General features: G+C 36.3%; 20 protein-coding genes, 1 tRNA gene and 1 other annotated feature. Of the genes, 16 read left to right on the top strand and 5 right to left on the bottom strand.

The genetic code is table 11. The features are described 5' to 3' along the window. Window positions 1–128: 128 nt before the first annotated feature. From tpx to ACTJFD_RS10380, 6 genes are all read left to right on the top strand, one after another. Window positions 129–620, top strand: a complete 492-nt coding sequence (gene tpx / locus ACTJFD_RS10355) for a thiol peroxidase (protein WP_442261455.1) — start codon at window positions 129–131, stop codon at window positions 618–620. A gap of 42 nt (window positions 621–662) precedes the next feature. Beyond that, window positions 663–885, top strand: a binding site (T-box leader). A gap of 51 nt (window positions 886–936) precedes the next feature. After that, window positions 937–3573 carry a valine--tRNA ligase gene (locus ACTJFD_RS10360; RefSeq protein ID WP_442261456.1) on the top strand — a complete coding sequence of 879 codons (2637 nt, stop codon included), beginning with the start codon at window positions 937–939 and terminating at the stop codon, window positions 3571–3573. Window positions 3574–3597: 24 nt separating this feature from the next. After that, a complete protein-coding gene (locus tag ACTJFD_RS10365; RefSeq protein ID WP_442261457.1) occupies window positions 3598–4902 on the top strand; it encodes a bifunctional folylpolyglutamate synthase/dihydrofolate synthase in 1305 nt (434 codons plus the stop codon). Continuing rightward, window positions 4889–5554 carry an HAD family hydrolase gene (locus ACTJFD_RS10370; RefSeq protein ID WP_442261458.1) on the top strand — a complete coding sequence of 222 codons (666 nt, stop codon included), beginning with the start codon at window positions 4889–4891 and terminating at the stop codon, window positions 5552–5554. The genes ACTJFD_RS10365 and ACTJFD_RS10370 overlap by 14 nt, the downstream gene beginning before the upstream one ends. A gap of 49 nt (window positions 5555–5603) precedes the next feature. Next, a complete protein-coding gene (radC, locus tag ACTJFD_RS10375; protein WP_442261459.1) occupies window positions 5604–6293 on the top strand; it encodes a RadC family protein in 690 nt (229 codons plus the stop codon). A 167-nt stretch (window positions 6294–6460) separates the two neighbouring features. After that, window positions 6461–6661 carry a cold-shock protein gene (locus ACTJFD_RS10380; protein WP_442261460.1) on the top strand — a complete coding sequence of 67 codons (201 nt, stop codon included), beginning with the start codon at window positions 6461–6463 and terminating at the stop codon, window positions 6659–6661. Window positions 6662–6780: 119 nt separating this feature from the next. Here the strand turns inward: ACTJFD_RS10380 and rnjA are convergent, their stop codons facing one another. Then, the gene (rnjA, locus tag ACTJFD_RS10385) at window positions 6781–8454 is read right to left on the bottom strand and encodes a ribonuclease J1 (protein ID WP_442261461.1); all 1674 of its coding nucleotides are present in this window, start codon (window positions 8452–8454) and stop codon (window positions 6781–6783) included. 2 nt (window positions 8455–8456) lie between these two features. Continuing rightward, entirely contained in the window at window positions 8457–8672 is a 216-nt protein-coding gene (locus ACTJFD_RS10390) for a DNA-directed RNA polymerase subunit epsilon (RefSeq protein WP_442261462.1), read from the bottom strand. Between the two features lie 451 nt (window positions 8673–9123). On the opposite strand from ACTJFD_RS10390, the gene ACTJFD_RS10395 reads away from it, so the two are divergent. The 3 genes from ACTJFD_RS10395 (at window position 9124) to ACTJFD_RS10405 (ending at window position 11607) form a co-directional block, all read left to right on the top strand. Next, a complete protein-coding gene (locus ACTJFD_RS10395) occupies window positions 9124–10137 on the top strand; it encodes a Gfo/Idh/MocA family protein (protein ID WP_442261463.1) in 1014 nt (337 codons plus the stop codon). Window positions 10138–10155: 18 nt separating this feature from the next. Further along, the gene (locus ACTJFD_RS10400; protein WP_442261464.1) at window positions 10156–11442 is read left to right on the top strand and encodes a DEAD/DEAH box helicase; all 1287 of its coding nucleotides are present in this window, start codon (window positions 10156–10158) and stop codon (window positions 11440–11442) included. A gap of 91 nt (window positions 11443–11533) precedes the next feature. Beyond that, window positions 11534–11607, top strand: a tRNA-Arg gene (locus tag ACTJFD_RS10405). A 68-nt stretch (window positions 11608–11675) separates the two neighbouring features. Here ACTJFD_RS10405 and ACTJFD_RS10410 read toward each other — a convergent pair. After that, window positions 11676–12914, bottom strand: coding sequence for an aminopeptidase (locus ACTJFD_RS10410; protein WP_442261465.1), 1239 nt, complete (start codon window positions 12912–12914; stop codon window positions 11676–11678). A gap of 230 nt (window positions 12915–13144) precedes the next feature. Here ACTJFD_RS10410 and ACTJFD_RS10415 point away from each other — a divergent pair, with 230 nt between their 5' ends. After that, complete coding sequence (locus tag ACTJFD_RS10415; RefSeq protein ID WP_442261466.1) at window positions 13145–13720, top strand: TetR/AcrR family transcriptional regulator; 576 nt, start codon at window positions 13145–13147, stop codon at window positions 13718–13720. Between the two features lie 102 nt (window positions 13721–13822). Here the strand turns inward: ACTJFD_RS10415 and ACTJFD_RS10420 are convergent, their stop codons facing one another. Further along, window positions 13823–14266 (bottom strand): flavodoxin, encoded by a 444-nt coding sequence (locus tag ACTJFD_RS10420; RefSeq protein ID WP_442261467.1) that lies wholly within the window; start codon window positions 14264–14266, stop codon window positions 13823–13825. 151 nt (window positions 14267–14417) lie between these two features. On the opposite strand from ACTJFD_RS10420, the gene map reads away from it, so the two are divergent. Both map and ACTJFD_RS10430 read left to right on the top strand, forming a co-directional pair. Continuing rightward, on the top strand, window positions 14418–15179 hold the full coding sequence (gene map, locus ACTJFD_RS10425; protein WP_442261468.1) for a type I methionyl aminopeptidase: 762 nt from the start codon (window positions 14418–14420) through the stop codon (window positions 15177–15179). Window positions 15180–15190: 11 nt separating this feature from the next. Continuing rightward, entirely contained in the window at window positions 15191–16129 is a 939-nt protein-coding gene (locus ACTJFD_RS10430) for a YihY/virulence factor BrkB family protein (RefSeq protein ID WP_442261469.1), read from the top strand. Here the strand turns inward: ACTJFD_RS10430 and ACTJFD_RS10435 are convergent. Further along, the gene (locus ACTJFD_RS10435; RefSeq protein ID WP_442261470.1) at window positions 16126–17265 is read right to left on the bottom strand and encodes a glycosyltransferase family 4 protein; all 1140 of its coding nucleotides are present in this window, start codon (window positions 17263–17265) and stop codon (window positions 16126–16128) included. The genes ACTJFD_RS10430 and ACTJFD_RS10435 overlap by 4 nt on opposite strands. 183 nt (window positions 17266–17448) lie before the next feature. Between ACTJFD_RS10435 and ACTJFD_RS10440 the strand changes: the two genes are divergently transcribed. From ACTJFD_RS10440 to ACTJFD_RS10455, 4 genes are all read left to right on the top strand, one after another. Next, on the top strand, window positions 17449–18585 hold the full coding sequence (locus ACTJFD_RS10440; RefSeq protein ID WP_442261471.1) for an LCP family protein: 1137 nt from the start codon (window positions 17449–17451) through the stop codon (window positions 18583–18585). Window positions 18586–18769: 184 nt separating this feature from the next. Then, complete coding sequence (locus ACTJFD_RS10445) at window positions 18770–19849, top strand: ABC transporter ATP-binding protein (protein WP_442261472.1); 1080 nt, start codon at window positions 18770–18772, stop codon at window positions 19847–19849. Further along, the gene (locus ACTJFD_RS10450; RefSeq protein WP_442261473.1) at window positions 19830–20972 is read left to right on the top strand and encodes a CDP-glycerol glycerophosphotransferase family protein; all 1143 of its coding nucleotides are present in this window, start codon (window positions 19830–19832) and stop codon (window positions 20970–20972) included. The genes ACTJFD_RS10445 and ACTJFD_RS10450 overlap by 20 nt, the downstream gene beginning before the upstream one ends. Beyond that, on the top strand, window positions 20956–21708 hold the full coding sequence (locus ACTJFD_RS10455) for a WecB/TagA/CpsF family glycosyltransferase (RefSeq protein WP_442261474.1): 753 nt from the start codon (window positions 20956–20958) through the stop codon (window positions 21706–21708). Before ACTJFD_RS10450 ends, ACTJFD_RS10455 begins: the two co-directional genes overlap by 17 nt. Window position 21709 lies beyond the last annotated feature (1 nt).

Raw genomic sequence — 21709 nt, forward strand, 5'->3', positions numbered from 1 at the left:
TAAAAAGCCTGACAAAATGAAATGATTTTGTTAGGCTTTTTCTTGAGTGTTGAGCAAGTTATTAGGTAATAAAAACAGAATATGGGATGATAAGGGTATGAAATGAATATATGGAGGGAGTTTTTTAAATGAACGTAACATTAAAAGGTGAAGCAGTAGAATTAGCAGGTCAACAAACGAAAGTTGGGGACAAAGCACCAGAATTTTCGTTACAAGATTTAAACGAAGAAACTCATTCTTTAAAAGAATTACTCGCAAAACCATTAATTATTAGTGTCGTACCAGACATTAATACCAGTGTTTGCGCGATTCAGACCAAACGTTTTAATGAGGAAGCGGCCAAAATTGCAGAAATTAATTTTGTCACGATTTCAAATAACACTAAAGAAGAGCAAGCAGCATGGTGTGGTGCTGAAGGTGTCGAGATGACAATGTTACATGATACAGACTTATCATTTGGCGAAGCTTACGGTTTAGTGATTCCAAAAATCAATCACTTAGCACGTGCGATTTATGTTGTCACACCGACAGGTGAAATTGCCTATCAAGAAATCGTAGCAGAAATTGCAACGGAACCAGATTATTCAAAAGCGTTAGTAGCAGCTAAAAATTTAATTTAGGTTTGACCTTTCCAATTTTTCATTGTAGAATGAAGAAAATATCTTATTGCTTTGATTAAGAGGAGTAACATCTTGGAAAAGGTTTAGAGAGAAAGTTCATTGGCTGCAAGACTTTCCTTGGGTGAGATGTGAAGGTTGCTTAGGAGCAAGATTCGTCCGACTGGTAACCGATACCTTACTGTAATAAGAGTGATGACTACACCTTGAAAAAGGCTGTTGTTGTAATCTAGGTGGTACCGCGAACTATTAATAATTCGTCCTAAAATAGAAATATTTTAGGGCTTTTTTTATTTTTTTGAGAGAAAGGAAGAAAGTCATGACAGAAAAAAATTTAGCTTCAAAATTTGACCCAAAAGAAGTTGAAGCAGGTCGCTATCAAAAATGGCTAGACCGAGAGTTATTTAAACCAAGCGGTGATGAAACAGCACCGGCTTATTCGATTGTTATCCCACCACCTAATGTGACAGGAAAATTACATTTAGGCCATGCTTGGGATACAACCTTACAAGATATGATTATTCGCCAAAAGAGAATGCAGGGCTTTGATACCCTTTGGTTACCAGGAATGGACCATGCGGGAATTGCTACACAAGCTAAAGTGGAAGAAAAACTTCGTGCGGAAGGAATCACTCGTTATGATTTGGGGCGCGAAAAATTTATCGAGGTAACAAAAGAATGGAAAGAAGAATATGCAGGCCATATTCGCGAACAATGGTCGAAACTTGGGCTATCACTTGACTATTCACGTGAGCGCTTTACTTTAGATGATGGTCTATCAGATGCGGTAAAAAAAGTATTTGTTAAACTTTATGAAAAAGAGCTAATTTATCGTGGAGAGTATATTATTAACTGGGATCCTCAAGCTAAAACAGCCCTTTCTGATATTGAAGTCATCCATAAAGATGTCGAAGGTGCTTTCTATCATATGTATTATCCTTTAGCAGATGGTAGCGGTCGTCTAGAAATTGCAACAACACGTCCAGAAACAATGTTAGGCGATACAGCAATTGCTGTTCACCCGGATGATGAACGTTATCAAGATTTTATTGGCAAGACGGTTATTTTACCCTTAGTGGATAAAGAAATTCCAATTATTGCTGATCGCTACGTTGAAATGGATTTTGGAACAGGGGTCGTAAAAATTACACCTGCACATGATCCGAATGATTTTGAGGTGGGAAATCGTCATGAATTGCCTCGTGTGAACGTAATGAACGATGACGCAACGATGAATGACTTAGCAGGTAAATATGCTGGAATGGATCGTTTCGTGGCACGTAAGGCTATTATAGAAGATTTAGAGGCATTAGGTTTACTCAAAGGGATTGAAAAAATGACCCATAGTGTGGGACATTCTGAAAGAACAGGCGTAGTTGTAGAGCCACGTTTGTCGACACAATGGTTTGTTAAAATGAAACCCTTAGCAGAAGAAGCGATTAATAATCAAGCGACAGATGATAAAGTTGATTTTTATCCACCACGTTTCAATCAGACCTTTATGACGTGGATGGAAAATGTCCATGACTGGGTAATTTCACGTCAACTTTGGTGGGGACATCGTATTCCCGCTTGGTATCATAAAACCACAGGTGAAATGTATGTGGGGGAAGAAGCACCAAAAGATCTTGAAAATTGGACTCAAGATGAAGATGTTTTAGATACTTGGTTTAGTTCAGCGCTATGGCCATTTTCAACAATGGGTTGGCCTGATGAAGAATCACATGACTTTAAACGTTATTTTCCAACCAGTACATTAGTCACTGGATATGACATTATCTTCTTCTGGGTGAGTCGTATGATTTTCCAAAGTTTAGAGTTTACTGAAAAACGTCCTTTTGAGAATGTTTTAATTCATGGACTAATCCGTGCAGAAGACGGTCGTAAAATGAGTAAATCACTCGGAAATGGGATTGATCCAATGGATGTGATTAATCAATATGGGGCAGATGCCTTACGTTGGTTCTTATCCAATGGTTCAACTCCAGGGCAAGATATGCGTTTCAGTTATGAAAAAATGGATTCTTCTTGGAATTTTATTAATAAAATTTGGAATGCTTCTCGCTTTGTTTTAATGAACATTGAAGATTTTAATTATGATGATATTCAATTAGAAGGTAAGAAAACAGTAGCCGATGAATGGATTTTAACACGATTGAATGAAACCATTGAAAAAGTAACGAATTTCTTTGATCGTTTTGAGTTTGGAGAAGCAGGGCGTCATTTATATAATTTCATTTGGGATGATTTTTGTGATTGGTATATTGAGATGAGTAAAGAAGTTCTTTACGGTGAAGACGAAACACAAAAAAATATGACTCGTAGCATTTTAACACATACGCTAGATCAAATTTTACGTTTGCTTCACCCAATCATGCCTTTTGTAACGGAAGAAATCTGGGAAAAATTACCACATGAAGGCGACTCTTTAGTTATCGCTAATTATCCAAAGGTTCGTCCAGAATTTACAAATGAAGCTTCAGCTAAAGGCATGGAAGTCTTAAAAGAGTTGATTCGTTCTGTTCGTAATAGTCGTGCAGAAGTGAATACACCGCTTTCTAAACCGATTTCATTATTAATTAAAACAAATGACGACACTGTTGAAGCCTTCTTAAAAGAAAATACGAATTATATTGAACGTTTTTGTAATCCAGAAGAATTGGTGATCGCTAAAGAAATAGTAGCACCCGATACAGCGATGACGACAATCATTACAGGTGCTGAAATTTATTTACCATTGGAAGGGCTAATCAATATCGAAGAAGAAATTCTTCGTCTTGAAAAAGAACTTAAAAAATGGGAGAGTGAAGTCGTTCGAGTTCAGAAAAAATTAGCTAATGAACGCTTTGTAAATAGTGCTCCTGAGGCTGTTGTTGAAGGCGAACGTAAAAAAGAAAAAGAATATTTAGAACGTAAACAAGCAGTGACAGAACGAATTAATAGTCTAAAAAAATAACGAGGGAAACAAAGGTGAAAATGGATGAATTATGAAGAAACAGTGGAATGGATTCATGGTCGTTTAAAATTTGGTATTCGCCCAGGATTGATTCGAATTAATGAAGTACTTGAACGTTTAGATAACCCACAACATAAGGTAAGGACAATCCACATAGGAGGTACCAATGGTAAAGGCTCAACAACGACCTTTCTCCGTTGTTTATTGGAAGAGGCTGGTTTAACTGTCGGTACTTTTACGTCACCTTATATTGAACAATTCTCAGAGCGGATTGCGATTAATGGTCAACCAATTCCTGACGATGATTTAGTTGCAGTTTTTAATAAAGTGAAACCAATTATTGATGAGATGGATCAAGATGAAGAACTAAAAAATACTGTTGAGTTTGAAATACTAACAGCGATGATGTTTCAATATTTTTATGAAAAAAAAGTCGATGTGGTGATTGTCGAGGTTGGTTTAGGGGGACGATTTGATAGTACAAACGTTATCCATCCACTCGTTTCAGCCATTACAACACTAGGGTTAGACCATATTGATATTTTAGGTGACACGATTGAAGAAATTGCGCATCAAAAAGCAGGGATAATCAAAGCACGAACACCAATTGTTGTTGGGAAAGTCGAAGATTCAGCTTTTGAAGTTATTCGCGCAGAAGCAGAGGAATTAGGCAGTCCTGTTTATCGTTATGGTGAGGCTTTTGTGAGTGAGTACTTACAGCCTGTTGATACATGGGGAGAAAGTTTTAATTTTAAATCACAAGAATTAAAACTAGACCATGTAACAACGAGCTTATTAGGACGTCATCAAGTTGACAATGCAAGTGTCGCCATCCAAGTTTATTTGATTGCTTGCGAAAAATTAGGATTACGTGTGCTACCGAAACATATCAAAAATGGTTTGAAAAAAGCACATTGGCCAGGTAGAATGGAAAAAATTTCGGATGAGCCTTTGATTATTTTAGATGGTGCCCATAATGAGCATGCGATGAGTGTTTTAAAAGAAAATTTAACCAAAGAATTTACAGGAAAAACAATTCATACTATTTTTGCAGCCTTGAGCACGAAAGATATCAAAGGAATGTTGGATGATTTGAAAAAAGTACCCAATTTAAACTTGCGAGTGACAACCTTTGATTATCCAAAAGCTTTCACTAAAGAACAATATGAGGCTCTTGATTTAGAACCTTATACACATTGGCAAGCGGCTTTAGCCGACACGCTAAATGATTGGTCAGGGGACGATGTCATCTTGATTACAGGATCACTTTACTTTATCTCGCAAGTGCGCGAAGTCTTATTAGGAGGAACATTGATTGAAGAAAATTAAAGGTATTATTTTTGATATGGATGGATTGTTGCTAGATACAGAGGCTGTTTACTGTCGTACTAATATTGAATATGCTAAAAAGTGGGGGCTTAAAGGCTACGATAAAGCCCATTATTTAACGGAATTAGGTCAAGGTGAAGCCGAAACGTATCGACGTTATTATGTTGATTTTCCAGAAACATCAGATGAAAATATTGAAAACTTCATCAAAGAGACACGTGAATCTATTCATACAGAATTTACTGAAATCGGTGCACCTATTAAACCCGGTGTCTTTGAATTACTCGATTATTTAAAAGCTGAAGAAATACCTTGTGTTGTTGCTTCAAGTAACAATCGTGGCGCAATTGAAGTGCTATTAGAAAATGCGAAAATGGCAGATTACTTTACTGGTATTGTTTCAGGGGACGATGTCACTCATGCAAAACCACATCCAGAAATTGTAGAAAAAGCGATTGCTTTATTAGGTGCTGAACCAGATGAATTGGTGATGTTAGAGGATTCTTTAAATGGTATCCGTGCCAGTCATACGGCTAAAGTTCCTGTGGTAATGATTCCAGACCTATTACCACCGAATGATGAAGCAAGAGAAAAAACTATGGCGATTTACCCTTCTCTGCATGAATATTTAGCGAGTTTACAAGAAAAATAAAAATAGAGACCTCCTTTTCATATGTTATTGATGAAAAGGAGGTCTTTTTATGGAAGAGCAAATAAAGTCATTTAAAAAATTTCCAAATGAGCTTAAACCTCGAGAACGTCTAGAACAATTGGGTGTTAATTTTTTAACAACTCAAGAACTATTAGCGATTGTTTTACGAACAGGTGGAAAGAAATACAATGTCATGGAATTGTCCCAAAACATTTTGAGCCATTTTGATAATTTGTTTGAATTAAAACTGGCAAGTTTGGAAGAATTAAAAGAAATAACAGGTGTCGGTCGAGTGAAAGCCATTGAAATCCAAGCCGTTTTTGAATTAGGCAAGCGTTTGAATGGTGTTTCACAAAACAAGTTGGGTCAAGCCGTTTCTAGTCAGGGATTAGGTGAACAGTTGGTCCTTGAGATGCAAGATTATCTTCAGGAGCATTTGGTTGTTCTATACCTGAATACTAAAAATGAAATTATAAAAAAACAAACCATCTTCATTGGTAGTCTAAATCAATCGGTCGCTCATCCACGAGAAATTTTTAGAATAGCTGTAAAAGTAGCGGCTGCCAGAATTATTGTAGCTCATAATCACCCCTCAGGAAATCCAGAGCCATCAGAACACGATTGCTTATTTACTCGACGTTTAGTAGAGTGTGGGCGCTTACTTGGAATTGATGTTTTAGATCATTTAGTGATTGGTTCTGAAAAATATGTAAGTTTTCAAGAAACAAATCAAATTTAAAAAGACAAGGTAATCACTTGCAATTAAGTAACACATGGGGTATGATTAATTTGTAATTTGATTTTGGATCACATAGAAGTCGTTTCAAAAAAGATAGACACCTCTATCGACCGAAAGCAAGAATTACAAATATTATATGTGCTTTATGGCACGAGGAGGAAAATATCATGGCTCAAGGAACAGTAAAATGGTTTAACGCAGAAAAAGGATTTGGATTTATTCAACAAGAAGAAGGTAACGACGTATTCGTACACTTCTCAGCAATCGAAGGTGACGGATTCAAAACTTTAGAAGAAGGTCAAGCAGTATCTTTCGAAATCGAAGAAACTGACCGTGGACCTCAAGCAGCTAACGTAACTAAAGCTTAATTAGTAAATTAATCAAAAGTACCTGTTGATTCGTCAACAGGTACTTTTTTTGTATCAAAATTATCAAAATAAAAAAGCTATAATCTAACATTCACTCGTTAGATTATAGCTTTTGAGCTTTACTTAGCTTCTAAAATCATTGGTAAAATCATGGGATGACGTTCTGTTTTTTCAATCAAGAACGGCTGTACCGTGTTAACAATAATCTCACTTAACATTGCTTCATCACAATTTGGTCGTTTCAAACCTTTGCGAATAGCATCAAATAAAAGTTTTTGTGTTTCTTGAATTAACTCACCAGATTCTCGCATGTAGATAAAGCCACGAGATAGAATATCAGGTCCGGCAACAATCGTTTCTGTTTCATAATTAACAGTCGCAACGGCTAAAACAATACCATCTTCGGAAAGAATACGGCGGTCTTTAAGGACGATGTTACCAATGTCGCCAATCCCGTTTCCGTCAACATAGACATCATCCGCACTAAAGTGACCCGCGCGGCGCGCAGAATCTTTTGTCAGTGCCAAAACATCTCCATTATTTAAAATAAAGCAATGGTCTTTAGGAATACCGGTTGCTTGAGCAGATTGCGAATGCACATTTAACATCCGGTACTCACCGTGAACAGGAATAAAATAGTTAGGTTTTAAAAGACGCAGTAGGAGTTTTTGTTCTTGTTGTCCACCATGTCCGGAAGTATGAATGTTATTAACTTTTCCGTGGATAACATTGGCTCCAGCTTCGGATAAAAGGTTGATCAAGCGATTGACACTTGTCGTATTACCTGGAATAGGTGAACTAGAGAAAATAACTGTATCATCTGGTTGAATTGAAATCTGACGGTGAGTCCCGTTGGCAATCCGACTTAAAGCGGCCATCGGCTCACCTTGAGACCCTGTACATAAAATCATGATTTCATTTGCTTGATATTTATTAATATCGCGTCCGTCAATAAAAGTATCATCCGGTGCTGTGATGTAACCAAGATTCCGTCCATTGACCATGGCATTTTCCATGCTACGTCCAAAGACAGCTACCTTACGATTTGTTTTTAAAGCAGCTTGAATTGTTTGCTGTAATCGGAAAATATTCGAAGCAAATGTCGCGAAAATGACACGACCTTCAACTTTTTCAATAATTCGTAAAATAGATTCACCAATCATTTTTTCTGATTTGGTAAAATCTGGAATTTCAGCATTGGTACTATCTGATAGAAGGCAAAGAACGCCTTCTTCACCAAGTCGTGCCATTTTGTGTAGGTTAGCGGGTTCACCAACAGGAGTGAAGTCAAATTTGAAGTCACCTGAATATACAATATTACCAGAGGGTGTTTTTACAACGACGCCGTTAGCTTCCGGGATACTATGAGTCGTTCGATAGAAGCTAATGGTTGTTTTTCTAAATTTAATGACAGAATCTTCATTAACTTCATGGAGTTCAGCATCGCGTAGTAACCCATGTTCATCTAGTTTGTTTCTAATCAAAGCCAAAGCAAGAGGACCAGCATAAATCGGAATGTTCATTCTTTTTAAGAGAAATGGAATCCCACCGATATGATCTTCATGCCCATGAGTAATAACAAGAGCTTTAACTTTACTTAGATTTTTTTCGATATATTGATAATCAGGAATAACATAGTCGATTCCTAATAAATCATCTTCAGGAAATTTAATTCCTGCATCAATAATAATAATTTCGTCTTGGAATTGCACCCCGTACATGTTTTTACCAATTTCGCCAAGTCCACCAATACCAAAGACGCCTGTCTCATTATTTTTTATTTGAACTTTCATAATTAATTAAACTCCACAAGAGTGAAGTCAGCATTTTCTTTTTCATAGTCTAAATGGTTGCCTTCTAGGGGTTGGATAAGTTCAACATTATAGTCTGTCTTTTCAGCTAGTAAACGTCTAACAGACACACTATCTTCGCCTTCGACATAAAGCGATTTTGTTTTTTCTCTTTGTGGACTAAATTTTTTTTCTTCTTGATAATATACTTTAAAAATCATATAAAAATCTCCTTTAAATTGAAATGTTTTTTTGTTGGATAGAATAAATAATTGATTAAAACGCATAGCAAAAAATAGGTGTGTAATCACTTAGACACCGCAGTTTTCCGCAACATGGAGCTTGTCCAATGAGATGGAAAACTTAATCTTTATGAATTTAAATTTATTCACCGTCTGGATTAGAGTGACTCAAGACTCTAACATTTAATACATTCTATCATAATTAAAAGACCTTGTATAGAAACATTCCTTGCTAGAATAGATTTCCCTAAAACGAAAATAAAGAGTTATTTTAAATTTACAAGTAGTATGGAAAGATGATATATTACGTAAACCTCTTGTTTATTATTCAGTAGATAGGAGGTAATCTAAAGTATTTTTTGATATACTAAATGATAGAAAGAAAATAAAAAGTAATGTTTACTGAGTCAGGGAAAGGTTGTGCTAAAAAGTGTTAAATTTAGGAATCGTTGGAACCAATTGGATTACCCATCAGTTTGTCGAAGCCGCATTAGCAAGTGGTGCCTATCAATTGAAAGGTGTTTATTCACGTTCTGTTAAAAAGGCACAAAAATTTTCGGATCATTATGAAAACCAAGAAGAAAGTCTTATCACGGATCAATTAGAGACTTTATTTCATTCTGATCAAATAGACGTTCTTTATATCGCTTCACCCAATAGTTTGCATTATCAACAAGCCGAACAAGCCATCCGCGCTGGCAAGCACGTGATTGTTGAAAAACCAATGGCTTCTAACAGCACTGAATTGAATGAATTAGTCGAGTTAGCAGAGGAAAAAGAAGTCTTTATTTTTGAAGCGGCTCGTCATATTCATGAAGAGAATTTTAAAAAAGTGACCTCACTTTTGAAAACGCGTGACGATGTTGTAGGAGCTAACCTGACTTTTATGAAATATTCTTCACGTTATGATGCCGTTTTGAGAGGCGAGGAACCCAATATTTTTTCACCGAAGTATTCGGGTGGAGCTTTGATGGATTTAGGTGTTTATCTCGTCTATGCTGCGATTAGTTGGTTTGGTTATCCAGAAGATGCGCTTTATTTTAATCAAAAGTTAACGACTGGTGTCGATGGAATCGGTATGATGATCTTTAGATATCCAACCTTTGATGTGACCATGCAAACAGGCAAGCATGCGGATAGTCAGTTACCGTCAGAAATTTATTTGAGTGATGGTACTTTAATTCTTGATGCGATTAATTCAATCGAAAAAATAACGATGATTGAGCGTGAAAAAGATAAAAAAGTAGTAATCGAGCATGCTACGGACGTTTTAGAAAATCCGATGGTGGCGGAAGCTCTAGCTTTTAGTCAAGTAATTAATCATCCGTTAGGTGTCGAAGAACAAAAAAATTATCAAGAATGGATTCAGCTAGCGAAAGATGTTCATGAGGTGATGACGCACATGCGTAAAACAAGTGATATTCTTTTCGAGGCAGACCAATAAAAGTTAGGAAGATAAAAAATGATTGAACAATTACCTGAAGTTTGGCAAAAAGAGTGGGAAAAAAATGAATTTAGTGAGCCTACTTTAATTCAAGAAAAATTATTTAAGTTATTAGCAACAGAACAATCGGTATTAGGTGTTTCTCCAACAGGATCTGGAAAAACGTTAGCTTATTTGTTACCTTTATTATTAAAACTTGAAAAAGGTGAAGGGAATCAGTTACTAATTGTACTTCCTTCTCAAGAATTAGCGTCTCAAGTTGCTACAGTTGCTCGTCCTTGGGCACAAGGGCTGGAGTTAAAAGTTCAAACGATTATTGGTGGGGCTAATGTTCGTCGTCAATTAGAGGGCCTAAAAAAGCGGCCTGAGATTGTTATTGGCACATCTGGTCGTATTTTAGAACTAATCAAAGCTCGCAAAATTAAAGCGCACCAATTAAAAGCACTTGTTCTTGATGAAATTGATGACATGGTTTCACAAAATGAGTTTACAGCGGCAAAAGGCATTATTAAAACCATTCAAAGAGAAACACCGATCATTGGGATCTCTGCAACGGGATTGAGTGTCGAGAATGAATTAGATGAAATTTTTAAAACGGAAGTTACGATTGTTGATGTGACCAAAGAAGATGATACTAAAGGTAAAATAGAACATGCCTTTATTTTGACCCCTTCTCGTAAACGAACAGAAGTGTTACGTCGGTTAGCTCATACTCCAGATTTTAAAGCTTTAGTCTTCTTTAATTCTGTGAGTGAACTTGGAGCAGTATCGGAGCGCTTGAATTTTTTAGGTGTCAAACATTTGACGTTAGCTAGTGATCAGACACAAACGGAGCGGAAAGCAAGTATTCAAGATTTTTCAGAAGGCAAGGTATCTTTACTCTTAACAACGGATATTGGTGCTCGCGGTCTTGATTTTTCTAATTTGTATTATGTTGTTCAATACGATGTTCCTTTAATGACCGATGATTATGTCCATCGTTCAGGACGGGTTGGACGTATGGGGAATGAAGGAATGGTCTTGAGTTTGGTTAACGAGCGTGAATTACGTAACTTACGTCAAATGATAAGAGAGCTCAATCGTGAACTGATTGAAAAACATGCGGCTTTTGGTGAAATTGTTAGTGAAAAAATAGCGCTAGAAGAACAAGAAGGACCAACAAAAAAAATTAAGAAAAAAACAAGTGAAAACGGATCAAATAATGCAAAGCAAGCGGTTTCGAGAACGCCGGACGAGAAAGTTAAGAAGAAGAAAAAAAATCGCCAAAAGAAACAAAAAAACAAAGGCGCGAAGTGGAAACAATAGTTTTTCTAAAAATGAACTAGACAAATTTAAAATTTAGTGAGAAAATAAAGCAGATTACTAGTGATGTTGAAATAACAACTTACTAGTCTGTGTCCTCGTAGCTCAGTAGGATAGAGCAGTCGCCTCCTAAGCGACAGGTCGCACGTTCGATTCGTGTCGGGGACGTCTTATTCAAAAAAAGCATCGCTTCAAACTTTTGAAAGTTTGGAGCGATGCTTTTTTTATATTTAGTGTTAAGCCCATTCACCCTTGCGGAAAATTGGATGACGTGACCCGTCTTTTTTTATACCGTCAATTGACATTTCGTTAGACCCAATCATAAAGTCAACATGCGTTTGACTACGATTTAAACCCGCTTTTTCTAATTCATCTTCAGACATTTCAGTTCCACCTTTTAAGTTAAAAGCATAAGCAGAGCCTAAAGCCAAATGATTTGACGCGTTTTCATCAAATAAAGTATTGTAGAACGTAATACCAGATTGAGAGATTGGAGAGCTGTCAGGCACAAGCGCAACTTCACCTAAGCGTTTTGAACCTTCATCGGTCTCAATTAATTTTTTAAGAACTTCTTGCCCTTTTTCAGCAGTCACATCAACGACAGCGCCATCTTTAAAAGTAAATTTCATTCCTTCAATCGTATTTCCAGCATAGCTTAAAGGTTTTGTACTTGAAACGTAACCATCAACTCGACGTGAGTCAGGAGCAGTAAAGACCTCTTCGGTTGGCATATTGGCAATAAAAGTTTCGCCACGTGCATTTTTACTACCTGCGCCTTCCCATAGATGACCTTCAGGTAAGCCAATGATTAAATCTGTACCAGGAGCCGTATAATGTAAAGAATCATATTGTTCAGCATTTAATTCATTTGCTTTTGTTTGGAGTAGTTTTTCATGAGCGTACCATGCACTGACCGGATCATTTTCAAACATGCGGGTCGCTTTGAAGATAGCTTCCCATAGCGCATCGACCTGTTCTTCACTTGTTGCAAGGGTAGGAAAGACTTTCTTAGCCCAAGCTTCTCCAGCGGCAGCCACCACTAACCAACTGATTTTATTTGCCTGACTTGCTTGGCGTAAAGGCATCATCGCTTTACCAAAAGCTTTTTGATGTTCAGAGATGCGATGGTTATCGACACCTGCGAAGGCATCAGGGTTACTTGAAACAAGAGCAATTCGACTGGCTCCTTGATCGACCCAATCCACAACTTCATCAATTTTATATTGAGGAACAGTGGTTAAAATATTTTCATCGGCATGAATAAAGTTTTGACGGTTGACAAAATCATCACTCCATTGCATAATCACTTGTTTAGCTCCAAGTTTATAGGCTTCTTCTACGATTAAACGAGCTAAAGGAGCTTGTTCAACTTGAGCTTGAAGTACAACCGTATGGGATTTCTGAACGTTAATCCCAACTTTTGTAATTACTTTTGCGTAAGCTTCTAATAAAGAATTAAAATTTTTTAATGTCATAAAAAAACAGACCTCTCTTTTCTTTTTAATGGCATTATAATATCATACTAACAAACGGGTATCAAATTTAACAAGATAGGTACAAAAGTACAATAACATTAAAATTTTTTTAAAAAAACAAGAATAGGTACCTAAGACTTTTTTTAAAAATAAAATGATGATACAATGACTATAATAGTAATAGGGATTTCACAAATTGTTACTATACTATTTTAAAGGGGGAAAACAAAATGGCTAGAAAAAAAACGATTACTCGTGAGCACATTTTAGACGCAACATATCAGGTGGTTGCAACAGAAGGGTTCTCAGGTTTTACCGCACGTAATATCGCTAGCAAAATGCGTAGTTCAACACAGCCGATTTATTTAGAGTTCAAAAATATGGAAGATTTAAGAAATGCATTTTTCAAAGAAGTGGAATCAGATTTAGAAAAAGATGTTTTTTCTAAGGAGATTACAGGGGATGCACTTGTTGATTTATGCCTTAATTATGTCGAGTTTGCTAAAGAACAAAAAATGCTATATCGTGCATTATTTGTAGAGAATTATGAGGGTGGGGAAAGTATTACTCGTTTTATTCATCAATTAATTTTAGAAAGAATGTCGAGTGATAGCCGTTATAAAAACTTAAGTTCAGAAAAAAGAGAATCATTGTTAGTTGGATTTTGGATTGTTGCAACAGGATTAGCCTCATTAGTTTCAGCCGAAAGAATTCAACCAACGCAAAAAGAAATTTCTGACATGGTTAATAACTGTGTTGCTTTCTCAAAGGAATCGGATGTTAATTTCTCCTTAACACTTGCATAGAGCTTTGTTCTGTTAGATTCGTTCGTAAAAGGTTCATAAAAAGCAAGCGTTTATTTAAAAAGCACCGCTCAAGCATCAGTTGATGTTTGGCGGTGCTTTTACCTATTTTATTAATTTGACTAATTCAGTTGCAAAGTTTTCAAGATTGACAATATCTTCTTCTTCACAAGCAAGTTCTACTTTAACGCTAGTTGTCCCTTTTTTCGCTCCTATTTTCAGAAAAGCCTCATCGAAGACATCAACCGCTTTACAATAATCATCATAAAATTTGTCACCTGAACCAACCACACCGTATATTTTTTGACTTAAGTCAAGTTCAAGAAGTTCCTCGTAAAAATCGATAATTTCATCTGGTAAACTACCATCATCATAAGTATAAGTAGCGATAATACAAAGGTCAGCCTCTTCAAAATCGGCAGCATCGACCTGTGTGCATTCGTTTATTTCAACATCTATCCCTGCGTTTTCTAGACTTTCCGCAACAACATCTGCAATTTCTTCTGTATTTCCTGTCAAACTAGCATAAACAATTTTAGCAAGTGCCATAATTACATCCCTTCCAAAAGAATTACTAAATAAAATTATAGCAGATATTGTTCACTTTTCAAAGACAGGGGGTGAGGAATATTCGATTTTGACAGATGTTTGGATTGTGCTAAAATAAGGTTGCTATCTGTGAATAGAAGGAGAGAAAAAAATGATAACAATCAAATCACCAAGAGAAATAGAAATGATGAAAAAAAGTGGGGAACTTTTAGCGAGTGTCCATATTGCTCTAAGAGACTTTATTAAGCCGGGTATCACAAGTTGGGACATTGAAAAATTTGTCCATAAAATAATTGAAGATGGTGGCGGAATCGCGGCACAAATTGGCTTTGAAGGTTACAAATATGCGACGTGTTGTAGTATTAATGATGAAATTTGCCATGGTTTTCCTCGTCATGAAAAATTAAAAGATGGGGATTTAATCAGTGTTGATATGTGTGTTGAGTTAAACGGCGCGATGTCTGATTCATGTTGGTCATACCTTGTAGGAAAAACAACGCCAGAGTTGGAGCATTTAATGGAAGTAACTGAAAAGGCATTATACTTAGGAATAGAACAAGCTGTTGTTGGTAACCGTGTAGGTGATATTGGTCATGCCATTCAGACCTATGTAGAAGGTGAAAAATTTGGAGTTGTTCGTGATTTTATTGGTCACGGTATCGGACCAACCATCCATGAAGCACCTGCTATCCCTCATTATGGTGAAGCGGGTAAAGGATTACGCTTAAAAGAAGGAATGGTCATTACAATCGAGCCCATGGTAACCACTGGAACTTGGAAAATGAAAATGGATGATAACGGGTGGACTGCTCGAACAAGAGATGGCGGCATCTGTTGTCAGTTTGAACACACGCTTGCGATTACGAAAGATGGCCCATTAATTTTGACTTCTCAAAATAGAACGGAAGCTTAGGGGTTAAGAAGATGCGTGAAGAGGAAAAACAAAAAAGGACATTAAAAACAGTCATTCAAACATTTATTAAAACTTTCCAAGAAGCTGAAATAAATATTTATTCGATTGTCATAACGTATTACTTATTGCTGGCGTTTTTCCCTCTTTTAATCGCAGTGGGAAATCTCTTGCCATTTTTAAATATCAATGAGCAAGCGGTCTTACCTTATATTCGTGATCTCCTACCAGCTGATATTTATGGTTTGTTGAAAGAAACCATTTCACGCCTATTAGGCCAAACCAATGGAGGCTTGCTATCAATTTCTGCCATCGGGACTTTTTGGGCTGTTAGTAAAGGGATTAATGGCATTCAAATGAGTTTGGATAAAGCATATGGTTTACCTAAGCAAAAAATGCAGTTTATTCGGCGCCTATTTTCCTTTGTGATGGCTTTCTTACTCGTATTTGTTATTGGTGTTTTATTAATTGTGATGGGATTTGGTCAAACCTTACTAGAATTTGTTTTACCACGTTTTGGCTTGTCCAATCATATTTTAAAAACATTTCTCGCTTTACGGTGGCCCGTGACAACATCTATCCTATTTGTAGTCTTATCCATCATTTATTATTTGGTGCCAAATGTAAAAAATCATTTTCGAGCGATTGTTCCAGGCGCGATTTTTACGACGGTGTCTTGGTTAATCGTGACACAATTTTTTAGTATTTATATTCGCTATTTTTCTAAAAGAATTACTAGTTATGGTGTTATTGGAAGTTTTATTCTTTTTATATTATGGTTGAATGTGGCATCGACTTTAATCATTTTAGGTGGAGTTGTCAATGTAACGATTGAGAAAATTTTCTTTGGAGAAATACAGACCCGAGATCGAACCCTGACGAATTACATTGAGGACCGAATGGAGAGTTCTCGAATGGAAAGAAGAAATAAAAAAAAGAAGAATTCTCGTTAAGAGCGAGAATTCTTCTTTTCTTTTCTTTTTTCTAATACCGTTGTTCGATAAGCCTTATTTCCGATAAATTTAAAGAAAGTCAATAAAGGCTGTTTATCGTTTCCTAAAAGACCTAGCAGTTCACTTAAAATTTGTAGACCTAGCAGTGTGGCGATGATAAGTAAAATCGTTGCCCAAGTATTAGTAAAGAGGTAGAGCAAAGCGATTGTTGAAAAAATAAAAGCGAGACAATAGATCATTAAAACAGCGCCACGATGAGTGAAACCTAATGAAATTAAGCGATGATGAAGATGCATTTTATCGGCTGAAGAGATTGGCCGGTTGTTAAGTTTTCGACGAATGATAGCAAACAAAGTATCTGTAATCGGTACACCTAAAATAACGAGCGGTGTAATCAAAGAAATAAACGTGGCATTTTTAAGACCTTGCATAGATAAAACAGAAATCATAAAGCCGAGAAACAAAGCACCAGTGTCGCCTAAAAAAAGTTTGGCTGGATAAAAGTTAAACGGAAAAAAGCCGAGAATACTTGCTAGTAGAATAAAGATAGTAATCGGAACTTGTAATAAAACAGCACCAGAAAAACTACTAACATAACCAACGATGCCCATTGAAAAAAGAGCAATCATTGAAATACCTGAAGCTAATCCATCCAATCCATCGACTAAGTTAATCGCATTCGTTAAGGCGACAATCCAGAGAACAGTGATTGGATATTTAAACCAACCAAAAGTAATTTCGCCAATATAAGGAAGCGATACCGATTGAATAGTCATATCAAAAACAAAACAAACATACAGTGCGGCGATCATCATGCCTAACATTTTTTGACGAGGTTTTAATTCATAAATATCATCCAATAGCCCAGTAATAACAATGATTCCCGCTGAAGCAACAATATGTAAGCCATATTGGATTGGGATCAAGTCATTAAATAGGAATAAAAGGGAAAATGAGAAAGAAAAATAAATAGCTAAACCACCAGCAGTGGGCATCACTTTCTTATTGACTCGTCTCTCATTAGGTTTATCTACGGCTCCGACCTTAAAGGCTAACTTTTTAATCAATGGTGTAATCGCAAAAGAAAAAAGTAAAGTGACTATTAGGCGTAAGCCGACCATTAACATAAAATTCATAAAGGTACCTACTTTCACAATTCACTGATAATTATACCTGATTTACTCATTTGAAACAATTAGTAAAAAATATTTAAAAATTTCTGAACAAATTTAACGATCATAAATATAAGCTATGTTTAAAAGTTGGCATGTGTTATACTAACTACCAGATATTAAATGAAATTAATGGGAGTTTTCATATTGAGTGCAAAAAGAAAAAATAATAATGACAGTTCTGGAACATCCGTAGAACTGCACACAAGAAGAAAAAATCGTAAGAAAAAAGACAAAAAATCTAAAGGGATGCTTATAAAATTTACAAAGATCTTAACATTGGTTCTATTGTTAGCCATCCTCGCTTTTATTGGTTATGGCGTTAAAATGTTAACGGATGCTAATGAATTTTTAAATGATTCTTACCAACCTCGTAAAAACAGTAAAGTTAATGATAATATCGACGTACAAAAAGATCCGATATCGCTTCTTATTTTAGGACTGGATGATAATGACAAACGTAACTTGGGAAGTGCTCGTACAGACTCAATGTTGTTACTAACAGTTAATCCCACAACTGAAAAAGTGGATATCGCAAGTATTCCTCGAGATACTTATACAGCGATTGAGTCAAAAGAGTTTGTCGGTAATGATAAAATTAATGCAGCGTTTACCTATGGTGGAGTGGATACAACGATTGATACAGTTGAAAGTTTACTTGATATTCCAATCAATTATTACGTCACCGTTGATTTTGCGGCCTTTGAAAAAATTGTAGATGCGATTGGTGGGGTTGAAGTCGATGTTCCCTTTACGTTGACTGAACAAAATGCCAAAGGTAAAAAAGTAGTCGATCTTAAAAAAGGCCGACATAACTTATCCGGTGAAGAAGCCCTAGCTTTCTCAAGAACACGATACGTGGATAATGATATCGAGCGTGGAAAACGGCAACAGCAAGTACTAGAAGCGGTTGCTAAAAAAGCAATGGCGGTTGGTTCGATAGCTAAATATAAAAGTATTTTGGAAGCATTAGATGGTCATATTCAAACAGATATGCCTTCCGATAAGATTTTATCGATTGCGCAGTCTGGTTTGACAAAAGATTATCAATTTGAATCTTTTGCCTTTTCATGGATGGGCTTTGATTACGCCCCTTATGGTGAAGTCGTCAGTATGGTAGGCTTACATCAAGACAGTTTAGATTATATATCTCACAAGTTACGGTTATCTTTAGGGTTAGAACAAAAAGATGAACGAGATGCCCCTGATTTTAAATTTCAATCAAATGGCATTGTCGCCCCTAAAACGTATCCACAAGATGGTTTAGCGGTTGACCAACCTTAATAAAAAGATTCTGGGAGAGCTTTTCTCCCAGTTTTTTTATATTAAAAATACAAAATATAAAAAAACAAAGTGTTAACTTAATAAAATTTTAAGGTATTTTTGATAATTGCGCCAAATTAGTGTAAAATCTCTATGAGGTTTCAGTCAAGAAAAAGTCTAAGACAAGAATAGGATGGTTCGAAGAATGGAACAAGAAAAACAGGTTAAAGTTGAAATGTCAATGATTACCAAAGAATATGATTTATACAAAAAAAAATCAGATAAAATAAAATCATTATTTAGATTTTCACAAAAAGGAATTCCCCATTTTTGGAGTTTAAAAGGAATTGATTTAACAGTCTATGCAGGTGAAACGATTGGATTGATAGGGATCAATGGTTCCGGAAAATCAACACTATCTAATATTTTAGCAGGCATTATTCCACAAACATCAGGCGAAATGGTGATTGATGGAGAAACCTCAATCATTGCTATCGGTGCTGGTTTAAAACCTCAATTAACAGGATTAGAAAATATTCGTTTGAAATGTTTGATGAGCGGGTTTACCAATGAGCAAATCGATGACATGATCGATGATATCAAGCAGTTTGCAGACTTGGGTGATTTTATCGATCAACCTGTTAAAAGTTATTCTAGTGGGATGCGCTCAAGATTAGGTTTTTCAATTGCTGTTCATCAAGATCCAGATGTTTTGATTATTGATGAGGCCCTCTCTGTGGGAGATGATACGTTTTACCAAAGATGTGTGGAACGGATTTTATCATTTAAAGAAGCAGGAAAAACGATTTTCTTCGTATCTCATTCATTACCACAAATTGAAAAAATATGTGATAAAGTCGCTTGGATTCATTATGGGGAGTTACGCGAGTATGGTGAGATGAAAGAAGTCGTTGGCCATTATAAAGATTTCATTAAGTGGTTCCGTGCTCAAAGTGCTGCAGATAAACAAATTTATCAAGATGATTATAAAAAAGCGCAACGTGAATTTGATGAAAATAAATTACGTGACTATGCTTTAACCAAAGGCCATTCTGAAAAAGTCCTCAAAGGACCAGCGATGGGAAAAATGTCTTGGTTAACCAAAGTCATGATTTTAGTGATGATTGCTTTAGCTTTCTTTTTTGCGAGTTTGCACATTACAGGTAAATCATTTAAATCCGTTGTTGCGACAGCAGAAAGGTCAACGCAAAGGTCAACACAAAATCATTTAGAGGGTGTTAGATTAGAAACGTTTGGAGTCACGAATGAAGAGAATTGCGGTTAGCTTAGTTAAATCGTTATATGACGGCTTGGTTCGTCTGTTTTCTTTTTTACCAATAAAAACGGTCCCAAAGCAACTAACTTACCTTTTAAGTTTTCCAAATAATAACAAAGGTTTAATTGAAAAACTTGCACTGAAATATCAGGTGACTGTTTTTTATACAGAAAAAGTCAAACAAGAAGCGCTATCTCTCGAGCAACAAGGAATAAAAATTAAATCCCTAACAGGTATAAGTGGCCTGTTTTCAGTGGTTCGAAGTATTCAAGCAAGTGAGTGGTGTTTGTGCGATAATTATTTTGCTTTTTTAGGGTCACTAAGAAAGCCGAAAGCTCTAAAGATTGTCCAGCTATGGCATGCTACGGGAGCAATCAAAACATTTGGTCTAGAGGATCAGGCAGTAAAAAACCGAACTCAATCCGATCAAAAACGTTTTAAACGAGTTTATGCGTCATTTGATTATGTGGTTGTTGCCTCTGAGGCGATGGCTGCCGTCTTTAAGCGTAGTTATAATATGACCCAAGAGCAAATTTGGCCGTTAGGTTTTTCGCGAACGGATGACTTAGTTAGACAAAGAGACCTTCAGCTGAAACCAAAAAAGAAAAAACGATTGCTTTATTTACCAACGTATCGTGAGTATGAATTAGCAGCTTACCCCCTGGATATTGCGTTACTGCAAGAAGAGCTGGGTGAAGAATATGAGTTATGGATTAAAGAGCATCCACATAGTCAATGGCCTCGACCAAAGACGTCAACGTCTGCATTTTTAACGTATGTTTCAAGTGAAAAGGGAGCAGACGAGTTGCTTCTAGAGGCTGATGTTTTGATTACCGATTATTCATCAGTTGCTTTTGATTATAGTTTGGTCAAACCGCAAGGACGGTTGCTTTTTTATTGGTTTGATGAAAAACGCTATCGTAGCCAACCAGGATTACAGGATAAGATTGAAATATTACTGCCAAACAGCTTTTGTTTTGATACGCAAACATTGATTAATAAAATAAAATTTGAAGCAGTTGCAGACCTTTCAGAATTCAACAAGTGTTGGAATACTTACAATGATGGTCAGGCAACGAAGCGTTTGTTAAAAGAAATGGATAGGTATGATGACAATGACAAAATCAGTTGAAAAAATATATAATACGACGGTTGATTGCCTTACATTAGCTGATATTACAGCGGATTTCTCTAGTTATTTTAACACGGGTAAGAAAATGACGCTAACCAGTGTGAATCCACAAATTATTTTAATGTCAGAAGAAAACCCAATGGTTAAAGCGTTTATTGAACAATCGACTCACCGCTTTGCAGATGGAATTGGTGTGGTCAAACTTTCTCAATGGACTAATGGAAAGATAAAGGAACGTGTGGCCGGGATTGATGTGATGGTCGAAGCTTTAAAGTACGCGAATCAACAAAGCAAACGGATTTTTTTATATGGGGCACAGCCTGAAGTTGTCAAACAAGCAGCCGTCAAGATAAGCGAAACGTATCCACATTTGACAGTAGCGGGTTATATTGATGGGTATACTCAATTAACCGAGGCTGAAGTAGTCCATCAAATCAATGAAAGTCAGACAGACATGCTCTTTGTCGCTTTAGGTTCACCACGACAAGAGGAATGGTTGGCTAAACATGTTTCGGAATTAAAAGGGACGGTTTTTCAAACCGTGGGTGGTAGTTTGGATGTGCTGAGTGGCAGCGTTCGGCGAGCACCAGATTTTTTTATCAAAACCAATTTAGAATGGGTTTATCGGTCGTTTAGTCACCCGACACGTTTCTATCGAATGGTACAAATTCCCATCTTTGTGGGAAAGTCATTATTATGGCACATTAAAAACAAGACCCAAACGAAGGAGAGTTAAC

This window comes from Vagococcus sp., from assembly GCF_052102835.1.
Taxonomy (GTDB): domain Bacteria; phylum Bacillota; class Bacilli; order Lactobacillales; family Vagococcaceae; genus Vagococcus.

What these genes read in the sequence shown, in the direction of transcription:
- tpx (WP_442261455.1), top strand. Translation starts at nt 129, where the DNA reads ATGAACGTAACATTAAAAGGTGAAGCAGTAGAATTAGCAGGTCAACAA.
- ACTJFD_RS10360 (WP_442261456.1), top strand. Translation starts at nt 937, where the DNA reads ATGACAGAAAAAAATTTAGCTTCAAAATTTGACCCAAAAGAAGTTGAA.
- ACTJFD_RS10365 (WP_442261457.1), top strand. Translation starts at nt 3,598, where the DNA reads ATGAATTATGAAGAAACAGTGGAATGGATTCATGGTCGTTTAAAATTT.
- radC (WP_442261459.1), top strand. Translation starts at nt 5,604, where the DNA reads ATGGAAGAGCAAATAAAGTCATTTAAAAAATTTCCAAATGAGCTTAAA.
- ACTJFD_RS10380 (WP_442261460.1), top strand. Translation starts at nt 6,461, where the DNA reads ATGGCTCAAGGAACAGTAAAATGGTTTAACGCAGAAAAAGGATTTGGA.
- rnjA (WP_442261461.1), bottom strand. Translation starts at nt 8,454, where the DNA reads ATGAAAGTTCAAATAAAAAATAATGAGACAGGCGTCTTTGGTATTGGT.
- ACTJFD_RS10390 (WP_442261462.1), bottom strand. Translation starts at nt 8,672, where the DNA reads ATGATTTTTAAAGTATATTATCAAGAAGAAAAAAAATTTAGTCCACAA.
- ACTJFD_RS10400 (WP_442261464.1), top strand. Translation starts at nt 10,156, where the DNA reads ATGATTGAACAATTACCTGAAGTTTGGCAAAAAGAGTGGGAAAAAAAT.
- ACTJFD_RS10410 (WP_442261465.1), bottom strand. Translation starts at nt 12,914, where the DNA reads ATGACATTAAAAAATTTTAATTCTTTATTAGAAGCTTACGCAAAAGTA.
- ACTJFD_RS10415 (WP_442261466.1), top strand. Translation starts at nt 13,145, where the DNA reads ATGGCTAGAAAAAAAACGATTACTCGTGAGCACATTTTAGACGCAACA.
- ACTJFD_RS10420 (WP_442261467.1), bottom strand. Translation starts at nt 14,266, where the DNA reads ATGGCACTTGCTAAAATTGTTTATGCTAGTTTGACAGGAAATACAGAA.
- map (WP_442261468.1), top strand. Translation starts at nt 14,418, where the DNA reads ATGATAACAATCAAATCACCAAGAGAAATAGAAATGATGAAAAAAAGT.
- ACTJFD_RS10430 (WP_442261469.1), top strand. Translation starts at nt 15,191, where the DNA reads ATGCGTGAAGAGGAAAAACAAAAAAGGACATTAAAAACAGTCATTCAA.
- ACTJFD_RS10435 (WP_442261470.1), bottom strand. Translation starts at nt 17,265, where the DNA reads ATGAATTTTATGTTAATGGTCGGCTTACGCCTAATAGTCACTTTACTT.
- ACTJFD_RS10445 (WP_442261472.1), top strand. Translation starts at nt 18,770, where the DNA reads ATGGAACAAGAAAAACAGGTTAAAGTTGAAATGTCAATGATTACCAAA.
- ACTJFD_RS10450 (WP_442261473.1), top strand. Translation starts at nt 19,830, where the DNA reads ATGAAGAGAATTGCGGTTAGCTTAGTTAAATCGTTATATGACGGCTTG.
- ACTJFD_RS10455 (WP_442261474.1), top strand. Translation starts at nt 20,956, where the DNA reads ATGACAAAATCAGTTGAAAAAATATATAATACGACGGTTGATTGCCTT.